Genomic DNA, 18,768 nt, shown 5'->3' on the forward strand with positions numbered 1-18,768 from the left:
GACCCTCTCTCTGGGGAGCAATGCTGGGGATGCTTGCTGTAGGAGTCCTTCACGCGTTTCTTCCCACCAAATTGCTGATTGGCCCACCCTGGCTGTTCCTGGCCATTGAAGTAGTTTTTCCCTTGCCAATCGCCTTCACCCTTTTGACCGAACGTGGCCTTCCATACAAAACGCTCCATCCACTTCTTCTCACGCTGCTCGGCGTGCTGACGTTTGGTCTGGCCAGTAGCATTGCGCTTCTCCTTATCACTGTGATAATAAACAAATACGCTACCATCCTGCTACGTGCCGCAATTCTCCTCTGGGGTTCCAATGTTCTCATCTTCGGATTATGGTACTGGCAAATCGACGGCGGAGGACCAGTGAAACGCCATCGGTCGGACTCGCAGGCAGCAGATTTTCTGTTTCCACAGCAGGAAAACGGTAATCCCACTGGTTGGATACCAGGTTTTCTGGATTACCTTTTCCTGGCATTTACGGGTGCCACAGCTCTCAGCCCCACTGAGATGTTTCCTCTTACACAACGAGCGAAGGCGTTGATGATGATAGAAGCCCTCCTTTCTCTGCTGGTCGTCGCGGTGCCAGCCATTTCGGAGTTTCATCTGCCCTGGTAAATGTTGGGAATTCCGCAAGCTCTTGAAACAAGGAAAGAGGCATATTCTGGAAGCACCTACCTTTCGCTGAAAGATCTATCAGTCAGAGTCCCCACGCCTGATTCTCATGGGATTTTACCGATGATTTGGAAGCTGAACAATGGTATTCGGATGTGTAATGGGCTTCCCCGTCCGATACTTACCCTGTCGATGTGCTCGATGGATCTCAGGATCATACAATATCGGCGATGGAGGTTCTTGCCCATGTGGAGCCGTTCGCAGCAACTCGGCATCTTTCTCAAGTAGGGCGCGTACATCATCTCGATGATCTGCCCGGCCAGCCAACCCATCACGACAAGTTTCCCTATCACGTCTCTGCCATGGAAGAGATGGCTTTTCATGCCATCTCTTCCATGCGCCTTTCTTCTGTCAGGCGCACCCTCCTTATGAAACAGTGCCATCGCGTCTCTTTTCGTCAGGGAAGGGAAGATGGACCGAAAATGTCGTTCCTTTCCCTTCCTCACTTTCAATCTTGATGTCTCCCCCATAGTGGGTGACAATCTCATACGCGAGGTATAAACCCAGCCCTAGTCCGGGGAAGACGCCTTTTTTCTGACTGTACGCTCCCCGGTCGAAACGGCGAAAAATCGTGTGTTGATTCTGTTTAGGAATACCAACTCCATAGTCTTGCACTTGAATGATGGCTGCGTTCTCGGAAGTACCTAGGAAGATGTCTACATTATGTGCCTGTGGAGAGTATTTGATGGCATTACAAAGCAGATTCGTCACAACCTGTTTCAACTTGTATTTATCCCCTACTATGTGGATGGGTTCTGCTTCAGTGACGTGAAAGCAAAGAGTATGCGTCATCGTTGCCTGTTGAACCTGCTCGACTGTTTCTCGAACCATAGACTTCAGGTCAAACAGGAGGTCATCAGCATAGTCAAAATCTCCCTGCTGAATCTTAGAGACATCCAGGAGGTCATTGACCAGACGCGTCAAGATGGTCGTTTGAGCCTCTATCAGTGAGAGGGAACGCTCCTGATCCTCTTCTCGTTTCTGCTTTTGCTTCATGTGTTGGACGAGTAGTTTCAGCGCGGTGAGCGGCGTCTTGAGCTCATGGCAGGCGAGACTGATACACTCGTCTTTGCGCTTCTCCAGTTCTTTCTGTGCCGTGATATTTAGCACAAATGCAATATAGGTTTGGTGTTCACGATCGCACAGCGCTTTTCCTGTCAGGATAGGAACCCGCCTGCCGTCTTTTCGCTCTATTTCGCTTTCATAGGGAAGACACATTCCTGTCTCCACAAGTTCTTGTGTCGCTTGAAGATGTTGTTCCCGAAATGCAGGGGGCATGGAGTTGAAACAATTGAAAGTTCCTGAACGCGTTTCTGTTGGCGTCCATCCTGTGATCTGTGCCCATGCCTCATTAGCATCCAGAATATTTCCCTGAATGTCACCAAGCACAACACCAAGAATATTGGACTCGAAGAGGGTATAGAATTGAGCTTCGCTGATCTGCCCTCTCTTTCCCAAAGATGTTTTCTCCTCGATATCCGTGCAGGTGCCCAACCAGCGGGTCACATGACCATGAGTATCTTTGAGGGGCAGACCACGGGAGAGAAATCGGTGATATGCTCCAGTTTGTCCATTCTGAAGCAGATACTTTACATTATAGAGTCCGCCTGTCTGCACAGCAGTGCGCCATGCTGTCAGAACTTTTCCTCGATCGTCTGGATGAACCCATTGGAGCCATCCATTCCCATGCACCTGTTTGCGGTTGGTCTTGGTAAAGGCATACCAGTGCTGATTGAAATACTCTCTGTAGCCATCGGGGCGTGCCATCCAGACAATGTGGGGAATGGTATCCGCGACCTTTCTTGCGGAAAGCGCTTCAAAGGATAAATGTACGTGAGTGCTATCGTTCTCCATGTCATGAAACATGTACTTCTCCTCCATTTTTACCTCATAACGAGAGATGTGTTCGCTCTTCTCCTCCAATGAACATTTCTCCCGCTAAACACGTAGTCCTTCTGATCCAGTGCATCTTTTGAAAAACGTTGCCACAGAGACCTCCATCATTGAGAGAAACTCAAGTGTACATAGCCAGTCACTGCCCCCTCTTTTTCGGCAGTCAGTGAAAAGGCATCAGTCGAAACACGTTGCAATCAAGGCCAGAGCTATTTCGAGATCGAATGGTTTGGGTAGGATATGGCGAATGCCCAGAGCTTTGGCTTGTTGGAGGGCATGGCAATCGGCGCTCATTGCAATCACCAGCCGCGTGATGGGTTCCTCTTGCGCTTGGAACGCCTCAACGAGTTGCAATCCGCCCATTCGGGGCATGGTCAGATCCAACAAAATGACTCCATAACAGGCGAGATGGAGAGTAAGTTTTTTCCAGGCGATGAGTCCATCACTCGCTGTGTCGACCTCATATCCCTCGTCCTCCAGCGCCTCTTGTAACGTGGATCGCGTGACCCAATTGTCATCGACGACTAAAATGCTTTTGCTCATCGGGGTCCTTTCTTGTCTTTTTGTGGCTACTGGGTTTTACCAGCATACGTCATCATATGCGCCACTACCTTGATGCGAGAGGAAAAGGCGAGCGTATGTTCTCTTTCGTCTCCCCATGAAAACTACGCAGCGTTCCTCAGGCTCTCGTTATTTGCCTTCACAGAAAGGAATTGTTTTCGCTTTTTGTTTTTCACGTCTTCGTCCATGTTCCCTTGTTCCCAATACTGTTGAGCCTCACCCAGATCAACCAATCCCAATTGCTCAACGATTGCTTGCAATTCTTGCATTGTCGTCATATGCGTTCTCTCCTTTTCCCAGTAATATTGAGCTTCGCCCAGATCAACCAGTTCCAATTGCTTCACAATATCCTGCAACTGTTTTTTTGTCGTCATAATCTCCCCTTTTCATATCCTCTTGCTTTATGCGCCTGTTCTCGCGCGTTTCTGCCTTTCCTCACTGGAAGCATAAGTATGTACAATAAGTAGCAAATGACAGGATCAAAGAGAAAAGGCACTGTTCTTGAATACTGGTATTTGCTCTGATAGAGAGAGCTGTCTTCACTCTCGTGCTTGTTCGTCTCTCTGTGTGGTCATAGTATAGACGGCAAGAATGCATGGTGTCATGCGGCAAAAGTAGTAAATGAGCATTGGGGCATCTTTGCTACTTTGGATCAATGGGCCTCTTGTGAGAGGTGATATGGTGGAAAGTAGGAAGAACTATGAATGGTGCCCGCTCTCATGCCAATGATGAATAAATTGAAAGCGATGTATTTCTCCTCTCGAAGATTTTTGGGAACAAGGGAGTGTTCCCAATGAGCATGTGTATGCAACGATTGTCGAGCAAATGTTGCATCCAGCCATTGGGAACAAGGATCCCGCTTCCTCTTATTAATTAGCGAGTGATACACCAATGCCGAAGTTAGCAACACGCCGGGTGACATGGGATCCTCGACGAAGAGCATATCAAGTGAGCGAGGAGACTGGATCACACACGACTTCGTGGCTCATGCATGGTGAGAGCCAGCAGTGGTCTGATTGGCTCTCAACAGTGTCCTCGTTTGCCTTTGAGAGCCGGGATGGGTACCGTTTCACCGCACGCAAAGAGGCCCGGACAGGGGAGCACCTCTACTGGATTGCCTATCAGCGGGTGGGGAAGAGGCTTGCCCGGAAATACATTGGTTTGCCCAATCAGATAACCTTGTCGCGATTAGAGGCGGTGGCTCGTGCCCTGTCTAGCCAGGACCAGCCTCTGTCAGTCCCGTCTGCGGGCGAGTCTGCATCTCAGAAGCTGGATCAAGGGAAGTACGGTCTCTCTCAATGTGAGATTCCTCCAGTGTCACAAACACTGGTGCCACGCCCGCGCCTGATCGCACAACTCAATGAAGGGTGGATGCACGCGCTCACGCTCGTCACTGCGCCAGCGGGCTTTGGGAAGACGACCTTGCTCGCGACGTGGATACGAACCCTTCCCCCTGGCAATCCAGATGTGGTCTGGATCAGTCTTGAAGCAAGGGATAATGATCCCACGACCTTGTGGACGACATTGCTCATGGGGCTAGAGGGCAAGCTTCAAGAGACGACGTCGCCACATCTCCATACGGCATCCATGTCAGAGGATTCGCTATTGTTCAAATACGTGATGGAGGCCCTGACCAACAGAAAAGAGCACCTTCTGCTTGTTCTGGATGATTATCAATGCATTACAGAGCCCGCTATTCACACAGCCCTGATATCTCTGCTTGACCAGCGGATTCCTCGCGTTCACCTGGTCATTGCCAGCCATGTCGATCCACCATTTCATCTGGCTCGCCTGCGTGCATATGATCAGATACTGGAAATCCGTAGGGAGCAGCTCTCCGCGACGTTACAAGAGGCCACAGTTTTCCTGCGCGAGGTCATGCAGGTACATCTGGCTAACGAGGAGATCCAGGAGGTGGAAGCCCTCACTGAGGGCTGGATGGCGGGATTGCGGCTGGCCGCCCTTACTTTTAAGGGACAGCCTGATACAGCGAACCTCCTCCAACGTCTACGCCAGAACCGTGATATTCTGAACTTTTTACTGAATGAAGTGGTGCAACAACAGCCAGAGTCAGTACGAACCTTCCTGCTCGAGACCTCTATCGTGAACGTCCTCTGCGCCTCCCTCTGTAATCAGATGACGCAACGGACTGACAGTCAAAAGATGTTGGAGTATTTAGAGCAAGCCAATCTCTTCATCGATCCTCTTGATGCTGGGCACAGGGAGTATCGATACCAAACGCTTTTTGCAGAAGCATTGCGCTACCGCCTGGAACAGACACCCAGCATCAATAGCACAGAACTTCACGAGCGAGCCAGTCAATGGTTTGAGGAACACGGCAACCTCCATGAAGCGCTGGATCATGCGATAAAAGCGCGCGCCTGGGAGCACGCGGCAGATGTGATGGAGTCACTTTTGCTGCAAGGTATCTGGTATCTGTACCGCTTCGATATACAGCGCGGATTGCAGCAGCTCCCATCTCAGGTTATCTCGGCACACCCACATCTGTGCGTCGCGTATGGGAGATTATTACTTTTAGGCGGTCAGTCGGATGCAGACCGCTGGCTCCATATGGCTGAGAAACGGCTCTCATTGTCTCACGCAGGGCTTCTGCCTGGCGAACCAGGGAAACACTTGCTTCCGGAAGGACAAAAACAGGAGATCATCGAAAGGGAGATTATGGCCTTAAGAGCCTTGCAGGCGGGTTTCTACGGAGAAGAGCAGACGGCGCGAGAACTTTCACAGAAAGCGTTACGTCTTCTCCCTGACCAGGCGTGTGAAACACGAGCGTTTGTCAGTTTTGCCAATGCCCATATAGCGCTCTTCAGTGGGCAAAGTCGTGAGGCGTTCCAACACGTCTTGCAAGCCGGTTCGTGCTTTCAGGCAGCGGGCAACGTTCCTGGACAACTCACGATTTTGAGCGTGGCTGCTTTATTCTCACACATGCAGGGGCATTTACATGAAGCCTGGCAGTTGAGTCAGCAGGCGATAGAGGGAGCTGCACAACAGGGCAATATGCCATTCTCCGGAATGATGCTGGCATATTTCTGTCAAGCCGATATCTTGCGGGAATGGAACCAGCTTGATGCCGCGCTGGATCGCGTGCGGAAGGAATTAGAGGTGAGTGAGCAAACAGGGTTGGAGCTCTCTATGGAGTTGGGGGACCTGGTGTTGATGCGTATCCACCTGGCTCGCGGCGAGTTGGACGCAGCCTATAATGCTTTTCAGGCAGCAATGCGACGACCGTTGATGATCCATAACCCCTATCGGCAAGCCTGGCTTGCCATTGGAGATCATGTGCGTTTCTGGCTGAAGCGTGGCGCTCTCTCGTTCGCCACGCATTGGGCCGAACAACTCGCGCATCAGAAGCGATCCCCCTCACCATTCGCACGAGAGCGTGAAGATGTCGCTTGCGCCCGTATTTGGCTCCATCAACAGCAGCCAATCTCGACATTAAACATCTTAGAACCGCTGGCGCCTCAAGCCCGAGAGGGTGGGCGCTTTCTCCATGTGATTGAGATGCTGCTGCTCCAGGCGCAAGCCTATCACCTCTGTCACCAGGAGGAGCAGGCGCTTGACGTGCTCTCACAAGCTGTTCGCCTCGCCGAACCAGAAGGATTTATTCGTTGCTTTGTGGATGAAGGAGTGCTGATCGAGACGCTTCTTGCAACCTTGCAAACGCAGCATCAACGACCGGAACAGGCATCCTATCTGAACACCTTGCGAGCCGCCTTTTCCCAGGAGCAGAAAGAAGAGGAACGCATTCGTGGTGGAAAGGATGGACAGCAACAGCATGCTCCCTCTCTTGCACAGGAGGGAATGCTTACCCCGGTGAGTGAGCGTGAACTGGACGTCCTTCGCCTGCTTGCGCAAGGGGCATCCAATCAGGAGATTGCACACCGCCTGGTGCTAACAGTGTCTACTGTAAAGCGGCATGTGAGTAATATCTTGCTGAAATTGGAGGTGACGAATCGCACTGAGGCCGTCATGCGTGCACAAGAGTTGGGATTGATCTCTCCAGCGAGAGAACGAATGTCTTAGCATCATTTCGAAGATCAGAGGCCAAACATTCTTGACAGGAATTTTCATGTAAATTCGTCCATTTCATGGGAGGAAATGTGCACATTGCGCGGGCGATGCGGTATGCTGCGGATGTTTGCTGATCAGAGCCATTCCATTCCAGAGATCTGTGCAGCCCTTGGGATCTCCTGCGCGACATGGTATCGCTCCATGAAAGAGACTGAACCTTCCACGTAATGAGCGAATTTATACTTCCGCACAGAGGGACTCTTCATTGCTGATAGGCCTGTCATTTGCTTTCTCACTTTCCTTGCGCTGCCTATCCATGCGTGAGATCTATTCAGCACGAGGAACCCCTGGCCCCGCCAGGAAGGCGGCACTTGCGTAGTGCTCTTCAAGGGTGATGGTGCGCATTGTCATACTCCTTTCATGTTGAAACAGTGAATGGTTTCTCAAGACGAGTGGATAGGTGAGATCTCTCAGGCGACAGGCACCCAGACCAGATAGCTGACGGCGATACATGCCGCAAGCAGCAGGAGCAACATATTGACACCGATGGAGCGGTATTCTTTGCGGGAGGCGTGGAAGACCGACGCGCAGATCATGAGCAGAACCAGTCCGAGCACTGCCGCGATAGTGAGTTGAGGAACGATCCGGGTCAGTCGGGGAAGTATGAGTCCAAGTCCCCGAGGATTTCGGCGATTCCGATAAAGCGGCGAATCAATCCGGCTGGGAGACTGTTGAACGCAGCCATGCTTTTCCTGAGTCTCTCCAGGGGCGTAAAGCCCTTCTGAAAGCCAGCCATCACGAAGACCAGCGCGAGCAGGCCCTGAATGATCCAAAGTGTAATATTCATGCCTTTCTTTCTTCTTCTTGTGCGATATCTGCACAGGAGGCAGCCGTTTCAGGCATCGAAACACTCACCCGCTGCATGATCCGTTTCTGCCCGATGTGCGTCACATGATTGACAGTCAGCGTTTTACCGAACGCTGGTCGCTTCAACCGGGAGGCCAACCATACTCGCGCTTTCGCGCCACAGGCGGTCGCGCGCCTCGTCGCTGCGAGCCAGTTCTGAGGGATCGGGAAAGGTGATCTCTCCTTTTACCAGAGAGGCATAGACTCGGCCAGGAGGTGGAGTGATGATGCCTAGGGTCAACTGAGCCAGGACTTCCCCCGCGCGCTCAGGAGTTCCCGGAGACCATGCGTTATTGAACCTGCCGAGCAAGCCAAATATTGCATGGGCAAGCGGGTTGGGCCTTTGAGGGCTTGACTGTCGCTGTGCATCGGTGCGCCCCAGTCCGGTCCCAAGCGTCAAGCCCGGATTGTAGGCGATCACCTGGATAGTGTTGGCTTTGACCGTATCGAGTGCCGCGAAAGACCGTGCCGTGAGCAGGTTGCAGAGCTTGGAGGCGGCATAGGCACGCGCGCCCCCGGAACCTGCTTTGCTCGGATGGGCCAGCTCCTCCGGGTCAAGTGTCCTGGGAGCGAAGGGAAACACTGCCGGATCATGCGTGTCGCTCGTGGTGAGAACCAACCGCCCACCCACGGCCATGTTAGGCAGCAGCAGCCTTGCCAGCAGATAATGCGCCAGGTGGTTGGTGGCAAACGTCATTTCAAACCCATCACCACTCAGCTTCCCCCCGGGAAATTGGCCACCGGCATTGAGGACAAGCATCTCTATGTTTGCCTCGCCCAGACGCTGTTGGATGGCATCCGCAAAAGCGCGCACGCTGGACAGCGACGCCAGGTCAAGCGGGAAGACTTCGGCTCCCGGCGCGCTGCGCCCCTGGCCACGTGCTCCGATGAGCACCAGGGTGGCAGGCTCGGCCGCGAGCTGTTTGACCGCTTCGGCCCCAATGCCTGACGTGGCCCCGGTCATCACGATAATGTGTTTGGGAGAGCTCATTGCCGTTCTTCTCCTGTGCTGTCAAGATCGGCGAGATCCTCCGGGGTTAGTATGATAGAACCGGCGGCGATATTCTCTTCCAGGTGGGTCAGGGAGCCAGTGCCAGGGATCGCCAGAGTGATTGGCGAGAGGGCCAGCAGCCAGGCCAGGGCGACCTGCGAGACGGTCGCGCCGTGCCGTGCCGCGACCCTGGCCTGGCGAGGATCGTTAAGAGTGTTCCAGCCACCTCCCAGAGGGAAGAAGGGGGCGAAGGCGATCCCATGCTCCGTGCAGGCATCTAGGACGGCCACTTCGTCCCGTTTGGCGATATGGAAGTGGTTCTGGACGGCCACAACAGGGGCAATCGCGCGAGCTTCGGCGAGGTGGGCAGTGTCCACGTTGCTGAGACCAAGATGGCGGATCAGACCCTCCTCGCGCATGGCGGCGAGCGCCTCAAAGCGTTCGGCGAGGGACTCCCCGTGTGGGGGTTCCATCATGCCGATGCGCAGGTACACCAGATCGAGGCGCTCCAGGCCCAGTTCCTTGAGATTCTCTTCCACCAGGGCGCGCAGGTCGGCGGCGCTCCCCTGAACAGGGCCGCTCTCACTAAAGAGCGGGCCGACCTTGGTCGCGATCACCAGCTCAGGCGAGTACGGGGAAAGCGCCTCGCGGATCAACGTATTGGCTCGGACGGAACCATCATGGCTGTGGTAGAAGGCAGCAGCATCGATGTGGTTCACGCCGAGTTCGACCGCATGGCGTAGAACCGCGCGGCCAATCTCAGGGTCGCGAGCCGGGCCGCGCATGCCATTAGTAGAGAGGCGCATGGCACCGAAACCAAGCCGGTTGATCGTGAGATCGCCCAGTTTCATTGTGCCTGCCTGGCTTGCGTGGTGTTCGTTCGCGCTCTCGTTTGGGAAAGTCATCAGGAATTCTCCATTCATCTCGCTCTGCTTGCCAGAGGAGAGGGGTTCTGCTAGAATAATGATAGTACTTACATATGTCAGATACTTACATATGAGAAGATATCACAGAGAATGACATATGTCAATGTCTTACATATGGCTTGTGGAACACGAGAGAGGAACCCCATGACGACCCTGGAGTACAAGTTACTCGGCATGTTGGCACGCCAACCGATGTCGGGATATGATCTGGTAAGCCATCTGAAACAGCCTTTCGTCCCCTTCGGACCGATCAGCCATACGCAAATTTATCCGGCGCTGGCCAGTCTTGAGCGGAAGGGACTGGTCCGCTATCATATCGTCGAGCAACAAGCCGTGCGGCCAGACAAAAAGGTGTATGAGCTGACCGAGGAAGGCCGAACCGCACTACGGCAATGGGCCGAGTCTCCTACTCCTCTGGTCTTCTCCTACGACGAGTTTTTCTTGAAAGCCTATAGCCTCTGGCTTGCCGATCCTGAGCGCATGATCGAGCGATTTCGCGAACAGGCTCAACTCCACCAGGAAAAGCTTGCGTTGTACGAGCAGGTTCTCCAGTCGAAACAGCTTGCGATCAATGCCGGGTCTGAGCAAGCCGATGTTTTCGAGGAGAGGGATGTGTTGTTCCAGTACGTCATTGGGTATGAGCAGAATTATCTGGCTTGGTGCCAGTCTGTGCTTCAGTATCTCGAACAGCGGAAACACCAGCACAGTCAGGAAGGAAAGCAGGTGTGAATCGGTTCCATTCATACTCAGGGGCCTTGTATAATCTTGAGAAAAACAGTCACCCTGGAGGAGTAAATATGTGCTCAGTAGACGTTTCAGAATCTTAGCTGCTGTTCATCTTTTCCTGATACAAATGACTATATTCTTCTTCTCCGTCGATTTCAGACCGGTTATGAAGACGGCAACTACAGTGTGGTTGCAGGACATCTCGATGGCAGTGAAGAGATCACCTTTGCGATGGCCAGGGAAGCGAAAGAAGAGGCACAGATTGTCATTGATCCCTCCCATCTCCAGGTCGTCGGTGTGATGCACTGCTCTTATGGCGAGGATGAAGCCATCAACTTCTTTCTCACGGCAACGTGTTGGGAAGGCTGTATTGCGAATGGAGAACCACACAAATGTGATGAGCTGGCATGGTACCCACTTGATCATCTTCCAGAGAACATGGTTCCCAACGTGAGAAAAGCCATTGAAAATTATCGCCAGGGTGTCTGGTTCGAGAGCTTTGGGTGGCAGTGAGTGGTCTCTCTCTGTACGCAACTCTCTGTTGTTCTCGGTCAAACGATGACTGCTGATCATCCCGGCAGTGAAACCCGTATGTGGACTGGATACTCAGTGTGAATACTGCATCAGACAAAATGGATCATCGAGGTGAGTCAGGAAAGCACCGAAGTTTTCCTCCACTCTTTCCGACGCTGACCGATATGATTTCGCCTGAAACGCTTGCTTTGCTTCTGGATCTTCCAGCAAAGCAATGGATTGTGCGCAGAGAACAAATGAACGCTTGCTTTGCTTCTGGATCTTCCAGCAAAGCAATGGATTGTGCGCAGAGAACAAATGAGTGAGGGATATAGTGGCTCCATGTTAGAGCGTATTGCCTTGCAAGATGCCCAAGAAGCTACTTCTACCTACTCATGCATTCTGAAACATCTCGACCCGGCTAAGAATTGGCTGATGCGTGCATCAGGGGAACTTACTTGCCGTGAGCTTCAATTGACACAGTCCCCTTTCTGGACACGCTTGCCTCCATCTGTTTGGTCGCCTGTGCTTGCCGGTGTTTACGCGGAGAATGGGACAGGCATACTCCTTCTGTCCGATGTTCAACCCTGGATCTTCTCGGTAGACAGGTTTCTCGCAGAAACGAGATACGAACGCAAGAGCAACAGATGTCAATAGAAAGAACTATTTGTCTCCTCTTCAAGAAACTTGCTTTAACCCTCCCGTGATGAGTGAGCACCGATGCGAATATGATGGGTGAAGGATATGGATAAGTACATTGATAGGGAAGGGAGCGCCAGAAGAGGACCATCAGGGGCATCTCCGCACCACCAATTGTAGAGTAGGGTAGACTGGGAGCGAGGTTTCAATTGCTTGCTCCTTTTCTCTCAGTCTCCCTCAGAACCGGACTTGAACCTTTCGACTCATCCGGCTCGCCAGTGATGTTCAAGTTTCGGTGCCTTCGTTCTCCGTAGTGGATATTTTCGTGGCATCGACGACAGGTAATCAGCGTTTTTCTTCTTCTTGCTGCCATGATCTGTATCCAGCGAGGCTTTTCTTTCCTCCCTTCACATTCAGGTCAGCCAGTTTACGGATATGATGAACCTCTACTTGTTCTTTGGAGCCGCATAGTTCGCATGTATCTGCGAGAAGCCGTTTAATCAGTTCATTGCGCTCAAATTTCTTGTAGATCGGTAGCTGATCGTTGAGGAGTGTCGCTTTTCTCCTACGGAGTGGTATTCCTCCAAATTGTGCTATCAATGGTTTCTTTCCCTGTCGTTCTACTTTAACTTCCAAGCATTTCATTTGCCCGTATGGAGTCTCTGTCTGCGTTTGATACTTGCGCACCATAGCAGTTACGCGGGCTTTATGCTTGTTTGCCAGTGTTTTCAGCAGCGACATACGCATAATCCAGTGGAGCTTGTTGAGCCGTCGAATATTGGTGGCAAGTATATAATATTGAACTATTCCCCGGTATTCTGACTGGTATCGACTGATGATACTGTAGTCATCATCTGAAAGCAGTTCTGCTCGATAGGTCGGCTTTTCTTCTTTCATGTATATGCGGCTTTTCTTTTCAATGACATCAGTCGGGATACGTAGACCAATGTTCCGATTGATCTTCCGCCGTCCGTTGCCATCAATTTGATCCGTCGCATGTTGACTCATCAGTTCATACCCCAGAAAACGGGCCGCTTCGGTAGCTGCATGGGTGATAAGCGTCTTCTCTTCTGAGAGATGGAGTTTGAGCGTTTCTTGGAGATACGCCCCAATTTGACGTTTAATCTCTTCCAGTTCCGATTGCGGGCCAATGAACCCGATCAGCCAGTCGTCCGCATAACGAACGTACCGAAGCCGCCGGTAAGAAGGGTCATCAGGATCGCTAGAGGCTTCCTGTCGGAGTTGTTGATACAGTACCTTCACTTCTCTGATGTGACCCTCTTGTTTGGCGTTCTCGATTTTCCTCTGGATGGCAGTGTATCTGGGATTTCTTCGTCTGATCTCACCTTTGGTGTAGGTTGGAAGGAGCCTCTCTTCAATGTACTTATCCAGTTTATCCAAATAGATATTTGAGAGGACCGGACTGATCACACCGCCCTGTGGGCTCCCGCTCCAGGTGGTATGGTAGGTCCAGTCTTCCAAATAGCCAGCTTGGAGAAGGTTTTGGATCAACCGTAGGAACCGATTGTCATGAATACGTTCTCCCAGAATGGAGAGCATGATTTCGTGGTCCAGGCTCCCAAAACAATCTGATATGTCGCCCTCAAGGAACCACTTGGTGCCTGACCAGACATTTGCCACCTCACGTAATGCGCTGTGACATCCCCGTTCAGGTCGGAAACCATGTGAATGCTGATTGAACTGAGGTTCATAGTACGCTTCTAAGATTTGCCGGAGCACCTCTTGCAGCAATTTGTCAGACCAAGAAGGCAGGCCAAGCGGGCGGAGTTTGCCATTCTTCTTTGCAATGTAAACTCGCTTTACTGGTGTCCATCGATACCGTTCCTCACGGAGTGCTTCGATGATCTTCTTGATCTTGGTGAGCGCCATCGCATCCACGGTCTCCGCTGTTGTTCCTGGTGTCATTGCTCCATCGTTGGCATACAATTTTGCATAGGCACGCAGGTACAAGTCTGGATTGTACAATTGCCGATAGACTTCTTCCAACGGCAGTCCTCGTTTGCCGCGTTCTTGAATGATACTCAGGACGGTTTCGGCTGTCCTCATCTCAAGTACCTCACTTTGCTGAGTATCTCATCACCTCATCCCCTTTGCCGTGTAGAGGGCTTTCCCCTCCTCTGACTACTATGGGATGTCCGTCATCATGGGGGTTTCCCCCTTTAGATGATCCTATGGTTCGTCATCGTAGTACGTCCGAGCGCGACGTAGGTAGCTCATTCATCTCTTTAGGTGGCGTCGTTCGCCATCGCTCATATGGAAGAAGTTGTAAAAGTCGAGGATTCAGACCTTTACACCATATGACACTGGTTTCAAGCACTCTACCAGTGGGGGAATGTGAACCCCGATGGAGATTGAGCTTCAAGCAGTTTAGCTTTTACCATATCGCACGGGTCTTGCGGGACATATCCTACAGTGCTTTGGGATATCCACCGCGTTAGCAGCATGCTACGGTCCCCTGGCACTTTTCAGTGTTAAGGTAAGCTGTTAACCCTAGAACTTACTTCTCAGTTCTACCTGGCTGAACCAGGGATACTACGATGCGCTCTCATAGCGCACGGCCACGACATTTTCCCTGCATAAACTCAAGGGTGGCCACGTCTTGTTCACGAAGGTCAAACTTGATCTTTTTACACAGTAGCACGAAGACCCCTCCCCTTCGAACAACGCTCCAAGAGATGGAAAGCGTTTCTCTTGCCAGAGAAAGGAAATGTCCAATATAGAACGTTTTTTCTTCCTTGTTGCGTGTATGGTACCATGCTATCGTCTCTCTGTCAATGCATCTCACTGTGCGCAACAAACGCACGTTTGATCACGTTTGCTCATAGTTTTGATTGCTGTTCTTCTACTCCTTCAGAGAAAGCAGTAGCAATGTGTGTTTAATGGCAATCCTGAAAAGATGAGCTGTCCAAATGTAAGAGGCAGATGTTGTAGCACACTATGCAGTTTTTTGCACCTCGCTGCATCAGCGAAACATTACCTCCAGCCTCCATCGCCCCCTGCTCACATCAAAAACATTAAGCAAATCTTGAGATGTGCATCCTCTCTCTTGAGTCAGCTTTGAGCACATCCGCAGTAATATGTAAGAGTGAAGCTGTGAAGAGTGAGCTGTCGCGAGAAACATACGGAAAGATACTCATCGAGATGCTGCAAACACACATGTTGTCGGTAAAGGGCGATACAGTTTTGCGGAATCTGGTCGCACGCAACCTGATGCCCTATGAGTCTCACATACAATGTGCCTGTACGACTGAAGGTGCGCTCCCTCTCGTGCGTAAGCTTTCGTTTCCCCTTATTCTGCTCGATATCAATCATTCCGAACTCACTGGACAGAATACCCTGCATGTGGCTCAACTGGAGCACTTGAAGGCACCGTTCAAAGATGATGCGGATACATTGGTTGAAAAGCTTCCAATGGTGAATTTCTTCGCAATGCGGAGGAGTTCTCGACATCTGGAGTCGTTTCATTCCCTGGACTCTCTCCCTAAGCTGTTTCCAATGGATGTACGTGTGCGTTTGGCTGCCAAAGCAACTCAGAGGCAGGCGAGTGGCGCACTTCCTTCGGTATCGTCAGGAGATGAAAGAGAGGATCACAATGCCCGATATCGCGATTGATCTCATCATTGTCGTCGCAACTGTCGCCATTTTTCTGCTCTGTATTGGCTTTACGCTTCGAATGCTGAGAAGCTGTTACGAAATGAAAGCGAAAGGTGAGAAAAGATGAGAACAAGAAAATCTGGTAAATAAGACTCTGCCAACATATCTGACAAGTGCTTATGGAATGGTGCTCAGCCCACAAATTATACGACAATACCCACCTGCCTAAATAGTGTCATCCTTCTCATTGTGAGCATTTCGCTCTCTCCAACTGACGTTCTTCGTCGCCATGGTTCTATGGTTTCCCTCAATGCTCCAGCTTCCTCATCCTCTGACACGTTATAGGCGCATATCTTTGCGTATGTGTACTGGTGTAAGATAAATTGGATAAGGATTGAGCACTACAGTACGTCGGAATTTATTCGTGAGAGAAGACAGATGGAAGAACCAGAACAGTTTTTTGCCCGCATGGCGTCGACAGACGGGAAAGAAGACAAAGAAGGTTATGGGAACTCTCGAGACGATTTTGATCTGGCAGCATCGCCAGGGGAAGAGCGACGTGGCAGCCGCCTGGGAGATATGCGCTACGTTATCATTCGCCCTGAGCGCCCTGTTCTGCGGCGCGCTGGACATGGGACCTTAGAAGCGACTGAGGCGGCAGAGATCCCAGAAGGGAGACTTACAAAAGCTGCTTACTGGCTCAAACGTGGTTTGATTGGCGTCCCTCTTGTCAGCGCGAAAGCGGAACATGAACGTCTAAGCAAGTTCAAAGCCTTGCCTCTGCTCTCGTCAGACGCGATCTCCTCGGTGGCGTTCGCGACTGAGGCTATCCTTATCAATCTGGTGGCTGCTGGCTCTGCCCATCTGGGCCTGACCTTACCGATCAGTATCGTCATTGTGCTCCTGCTCTGCATTGTTACTATCTCCTATCGTCAGACCATCCCAGCCTACCCAAATGGAGGCGGATCGTATACAGTGGCACGTGAGAATTTAGGGAAACTTCCTGGCCTGGTCGCGGCGGCTGCCCTGCTCATTGACTATGTCCTCAACGTTGCCGTGTGTATTTCGGCTGGCGTGCAAAATATGGTCTCGCTTTTTCCCCAGTTTCATAGCTATATTGTTCCGCTTGATATTGCACTGGTTATTCTTATCACCCTGCTGAATCTACGAGGGGTACGCGAATCTGGTTCCATCTTCGCTTTCCCAACCTATTTTTTTGTTGTGAATGCCATTCTCTTGATCGGTGTCGGCCTCATCAAAGCATATGTCTTTCGGCATCAGCCAATCATTGGAACCTTTGCACCTGTGCAGACACTCGAACCATTGACGTTCCTTCTGGTACTACGAGCCTTCGCCACAGGATGTTCCGCGATGACTGGCGTAGAAGCTATCTCGAATGGAATCCCTCTCTTTAAAAAGCCGGAGACACGCAATGCAGCCACGACCCTCACCTGGATGGCTCTCATTCTTGGGGCACTCTTCCTGGGTATTACGCTGCTTGCCATGACCTACGCGGTTCAGGCAAGCCCAACAGGTAACCCGACCGTCGTAGCGCAAATTGCCCAACAAGTCTATGGCGATACCGGGCCATTTATTGTGCTCTATCCGGTCTTTCAACTTGCAGTGCTTGGTATTCTGGCGCTCTCTGCTGAGACCAGTTACGCGGACTTTCCACGCCTCGCTTCCTTGCTCGCACACGATGGATTTCTTCCCAGGCAATTCTCGTTTCGGGGCGACCGCCTTGCTTTCTCAGTTGGTATTGTCGCGCTCGCCATCCTGGCGAGCCTCCTCCTGCTTCTGTTCCAGGGCAGCACAGATAAATTGATCAATCTTTTCGCCGTTGGAGTCTTTATCGCATTCACGCTCTCGCAAGCAGGCATGGTCAGGCATTGGTGGCTCCTGCGCGCCACCCAGAAACGTTGGCGCAGAGGTCTCATCATCAATAGCGTTGGTGCCATGACCACCGCGCTGGTTGCCCTTATCATAGCGGCAATGAAATTCATGGAAGGGGCCTGGGTCGTGATCATGCTTCTTCCACTACTGGTTGGCATGTTCCTGGGTATAGCCCATCATTATCGAGTCTTTGAACAAGAACGCGTAACGGATGTGCCAATACACCCGCAGCAGATCAAACATCGTGTTATTCTTCCCGTGGACAGACTTGATCAAGTGACGATGCAAGCCCTGGCCTATGGGCGCTCTATCACGCCACATGTAACCGCAGTCCATGTGGTCATGGATGCCGAGCGCGCGCAGAAGATACGTCAGACGTGGATAAAATGGCAACAGCACTTCGGCGAGGATGAAGATACGCATCTGCTCTTCATTGAATCACCGTATCGTTCACTCCTGCGTCCCTTGCTTGCCTACATTGACACCATTCGCCAACGCCATCCAGACGAAACAATTTCAGTTATTCTCCCGGAGTTTCTCGTGGAGCACTGGTGGGAGTATTTTCTTCACAACCAAACCGTATTACGCCTTAAAGCCAAACTCCTCTTCCGACCAGGCATTGTGGTCATCAATTTGCCACAGCATATGGGCAGGTCGCAGCGCCATGTGAGACCGCTTGCTTGGTAATAACAGAACGCTCAAAGAAAACCCGTGAGGTCATTGCCAGAACAGCATCTGCTCTTGTTGATGAGAGTACCTGGGAGCAAGCTACATGCTCATCAAGTTTTTAGTCAACGCAATGCAAAACGCAATTATTTGCTTCGTGGCTTCATCAAATGTGGCCTTTGTGGTCTCACCTATTGTGGGACCACCTATAATGTTAGATCTTGCTTCTACCAGAAATTGAATTGGTAAGCCGAGATCGCGGAGGCGACTATGCTGCTACAGCTTCTCTCAGTGTTCCTCAAGCAACCCAATGTGCCGATAGATTCCACCTTCTTCAGAATCTGAGGGGGCCTTGGAAGGGGTTCTGGCGCGTCATCTTGCGGCGCATCGGAAACAGCGAACAGAAATGACAAGAGCTGCTGTCAAGCAAATTGAGATGCCATCGAAATCGCTTCCAAAGAAAGTTCAGCTCAGTCAAGCGAAGCGAGAAAAATGCCTAGCTCAATACCAACAGGTGGTAAACCTGCGTAAGTAAGGCTTCTCGCAAACCACTATTGCCGCACAGGCTGGATCGGAGATGCGACCGTTTCGCGCTGGCTGAGGAATGGCACGTTTCCTGAATAATAACCACGCCCCCGGAAAACCAGTGTTGATCCCCATCAAAAAGATTAGAAACAGGTTGCTACATGGTTGCTCAGTTGCACCAGGACCTGGTAGCTGAGGGATACTCCCATTCTGG

General features: G+C 51.5%; 13 protein-coding genes and 1 pseudogene. 6 read left to right on the top strand and 8 right to left on the bottom strand.

Annotation, left to right across the window (positions count from 1 at the left end):
* Positions 1-29: 29 nt before the first annotated feature.
* Positions 30-614: a hypothetical protein gene (locus tag K3T82_RS26165; protein WP_236031551.1), complete on the top strand. Its 585-nt coding sequence runs from the start codon at positions 30-32 to the stop codon at positions 612-614.
* 423 nt (positions 615-1,037) lie between these two features.
* On the opposite strand, the gene K3T82_RS26170 is transcribed toward K3T82_RS26165, so the two are convergent.
* From K3T82_RS26170 to K3T82_RS26180, 3 genes are all read right to left on the bottom strand, one after another.
* On the bottom strand, positions 1,038-2,537 hold the full coding sequence (locus K3T82_RS26170; protein WP_220196473.1) for a PAS domain-containing sensor histidine kinase: 1,500 nt from the start codon (positions 2,535-2,537) through the stop codon (positions 1,038-1,040).
* Positions 2,538-2,741: 204 nt separating this feature from the next.
* Positions 2,742-3,107: a response regulator gene (locus K3T82_RS26175; RefSeq protein WP_220196474.1), complete on the bottom strand. Its 366-nt coding sequence runs from the start codon at positions 3,105-3,107 to the stop codon at positions 2,742-2,744.
* 122 nt (positions 3,108-3,229) lie between these two features.
* Positions 3,230-3,499, bottom strand: coding sequence for a hypothetical protein (locus K3T82_RS26180; protein WP_220196475.1), 270 nt, complete (start codon positions 3,497-3,499; stop codon positions 3,230-3,232).
* Positions 3,500-4,073: 574 nt separating this feature from the next.
* Here K3T82_RS26180 and K3T82_RS26185 point away from each other — a divergent pair.
* Entirely contained in the window at positions 4,074-7,166 is a 3,093-nt protein-coding gene (locus K3T82_RS26185; RefSeq protein WP_220196476.1) for a winged helix-turn-helix domain-containing protein, read from the top strand.
* A gap of 458 nt (positions 7,167-7,624) precedes the next feature.
* Here the strand turns inward: K3T82_RS26185 and K3T82_RS26190 are convergent, their stop codons facing one another.
* From K3T82_RS26190 to K3T82_RS26200, 3 genes are all read right to left on the bottom strand, one after another.
* Entirely contained in the window at positions 7,625-7,987 is a 363-nt protein-coding gene (locus tag K3T82_RS26190; protein WP_220196477.1) for a DoxX family protein, read from the bottom strand.
* Between the two features lie 137 nt (positions 7,988-8,124).
* Positions 8,125-9,051, bottom strand: a complete 927-nt coding sequence (locus K3T82_RS26195) for an SDR family NAD(P)-dependent oxidoreductase (RefSeq protein WP_220196478.1) — start codon at positions 9,049-9,051, stop codon at positions 8,125-8,127.
* Positions 9,048-9,956: an oxidoreductase gene (locus tag K3T82_RS26200; protein WP_220196479.1), complete on the bottom strand. Its 909-nt coding sequence runs from the start codon at positions 9,954-9,956 to the stop codon at positions 9,048-9,050. The genes K3T82_RS26195 and K3T82_RS26200 overlap by 4 nt, the downstream gene beginning before the upstream one ends.
* Before the next feature lie 165 nt (positions 9,957-10,121).
* Here K3T82_RS26200 and K3T82_RS26205 point away from each other — a divergent pair, with 165 nt between their 5' ends.
* Together K3T82_RS26205 and K3T82_RS26210 are read left to right on the top strand one after the other, a co-directional pair.
* Positions 10,122-10,706: a PadR family transcriptional regulator gene (locus tag K3T82_RS26205; RefSeq protein WP_220196480.1), complete on the top strand. Its 585-nt coding sequence runs from the start codon at positions 10,122-10,124 to the stop codon at positions 10,704-10,706.
* Between the two features lie 183 nt (positions 10,707-10,889).
* Positions 10,890-11,216 carry an NUDIX domain-containing protein gene (locus tag K3T82_RS26210; RefSeq protein WP_236031552.1) on the top strand — a complete coding sequence of 109 codons (327 nt, stop codon included), beginning with the start codon at positions 10,890-10,892 and terminating at the stop codon, positions 11,214-11,216.
* A gap of 844 nt (positions 11,217-12,060) precedes the next feature.
* On the opposite strand, the pseudogene K3T82_RS26215 reads toward K3T82_RS26210, so the two are convergent.
* Positions 12,061-13,922, bottom strand: a pseudogene (locus tag K3T82_RS26215) (reverse transcriptase/maturase family protein).
* 1,095 nt (positions 13,923-15,017) lie between these two features.
* Between K3T82_RS26215 and K3T82_RS26220 the strand changes: the two are divergent.
* Together K3T82_RS26220 and K3T82_RS26225 are read left to right on the top strand one after the other, a co-directional pair.
* A complete protein-coding gene (locus tag K3T82_RS26220; protein ID WP_220196481.1) occupies positions 15,018-15,488 on the top strand; it encodes a hypothetical protein in 471 nt (156 codons plus the stop codon).
* 420 nt (positions 15,489-15,908) lie between these two features.
* On the top strand, positions 15,909-18,050 hold the full coding sequence (locus K3T82_RS26225) for an APC family permease (RefSeq protein WP_236031555.1): 2,142 nt from the start codon (positions 15,909-15,911) through the stop codon (positions 18,048-18,050).
* 480 nt (positions 18,051-18,530) lie between these two features.
* On the opposite strand, the gene K3T82_RS26230 is transcribed toward K3T82_RS26225, so the two are convergent.
* The coding region (locus K3T82_RS26230) for a hypothetical protein (protein WP_220196482.1) at positions 18,531-18,768 on the bottom strand (238 nt) is incomplete at its 5' end.

Origin of the sequence: Ktedonospora formicarum, assembly GCF_016587355.1 — a bacterium.
Lineage (GTDB): Bacteria > Chloroflexota > Ktedonobacteria > Ktedonobacterales > Ktedonobacteraceae > Ktedonobacter > Ktedonobacter formicarum.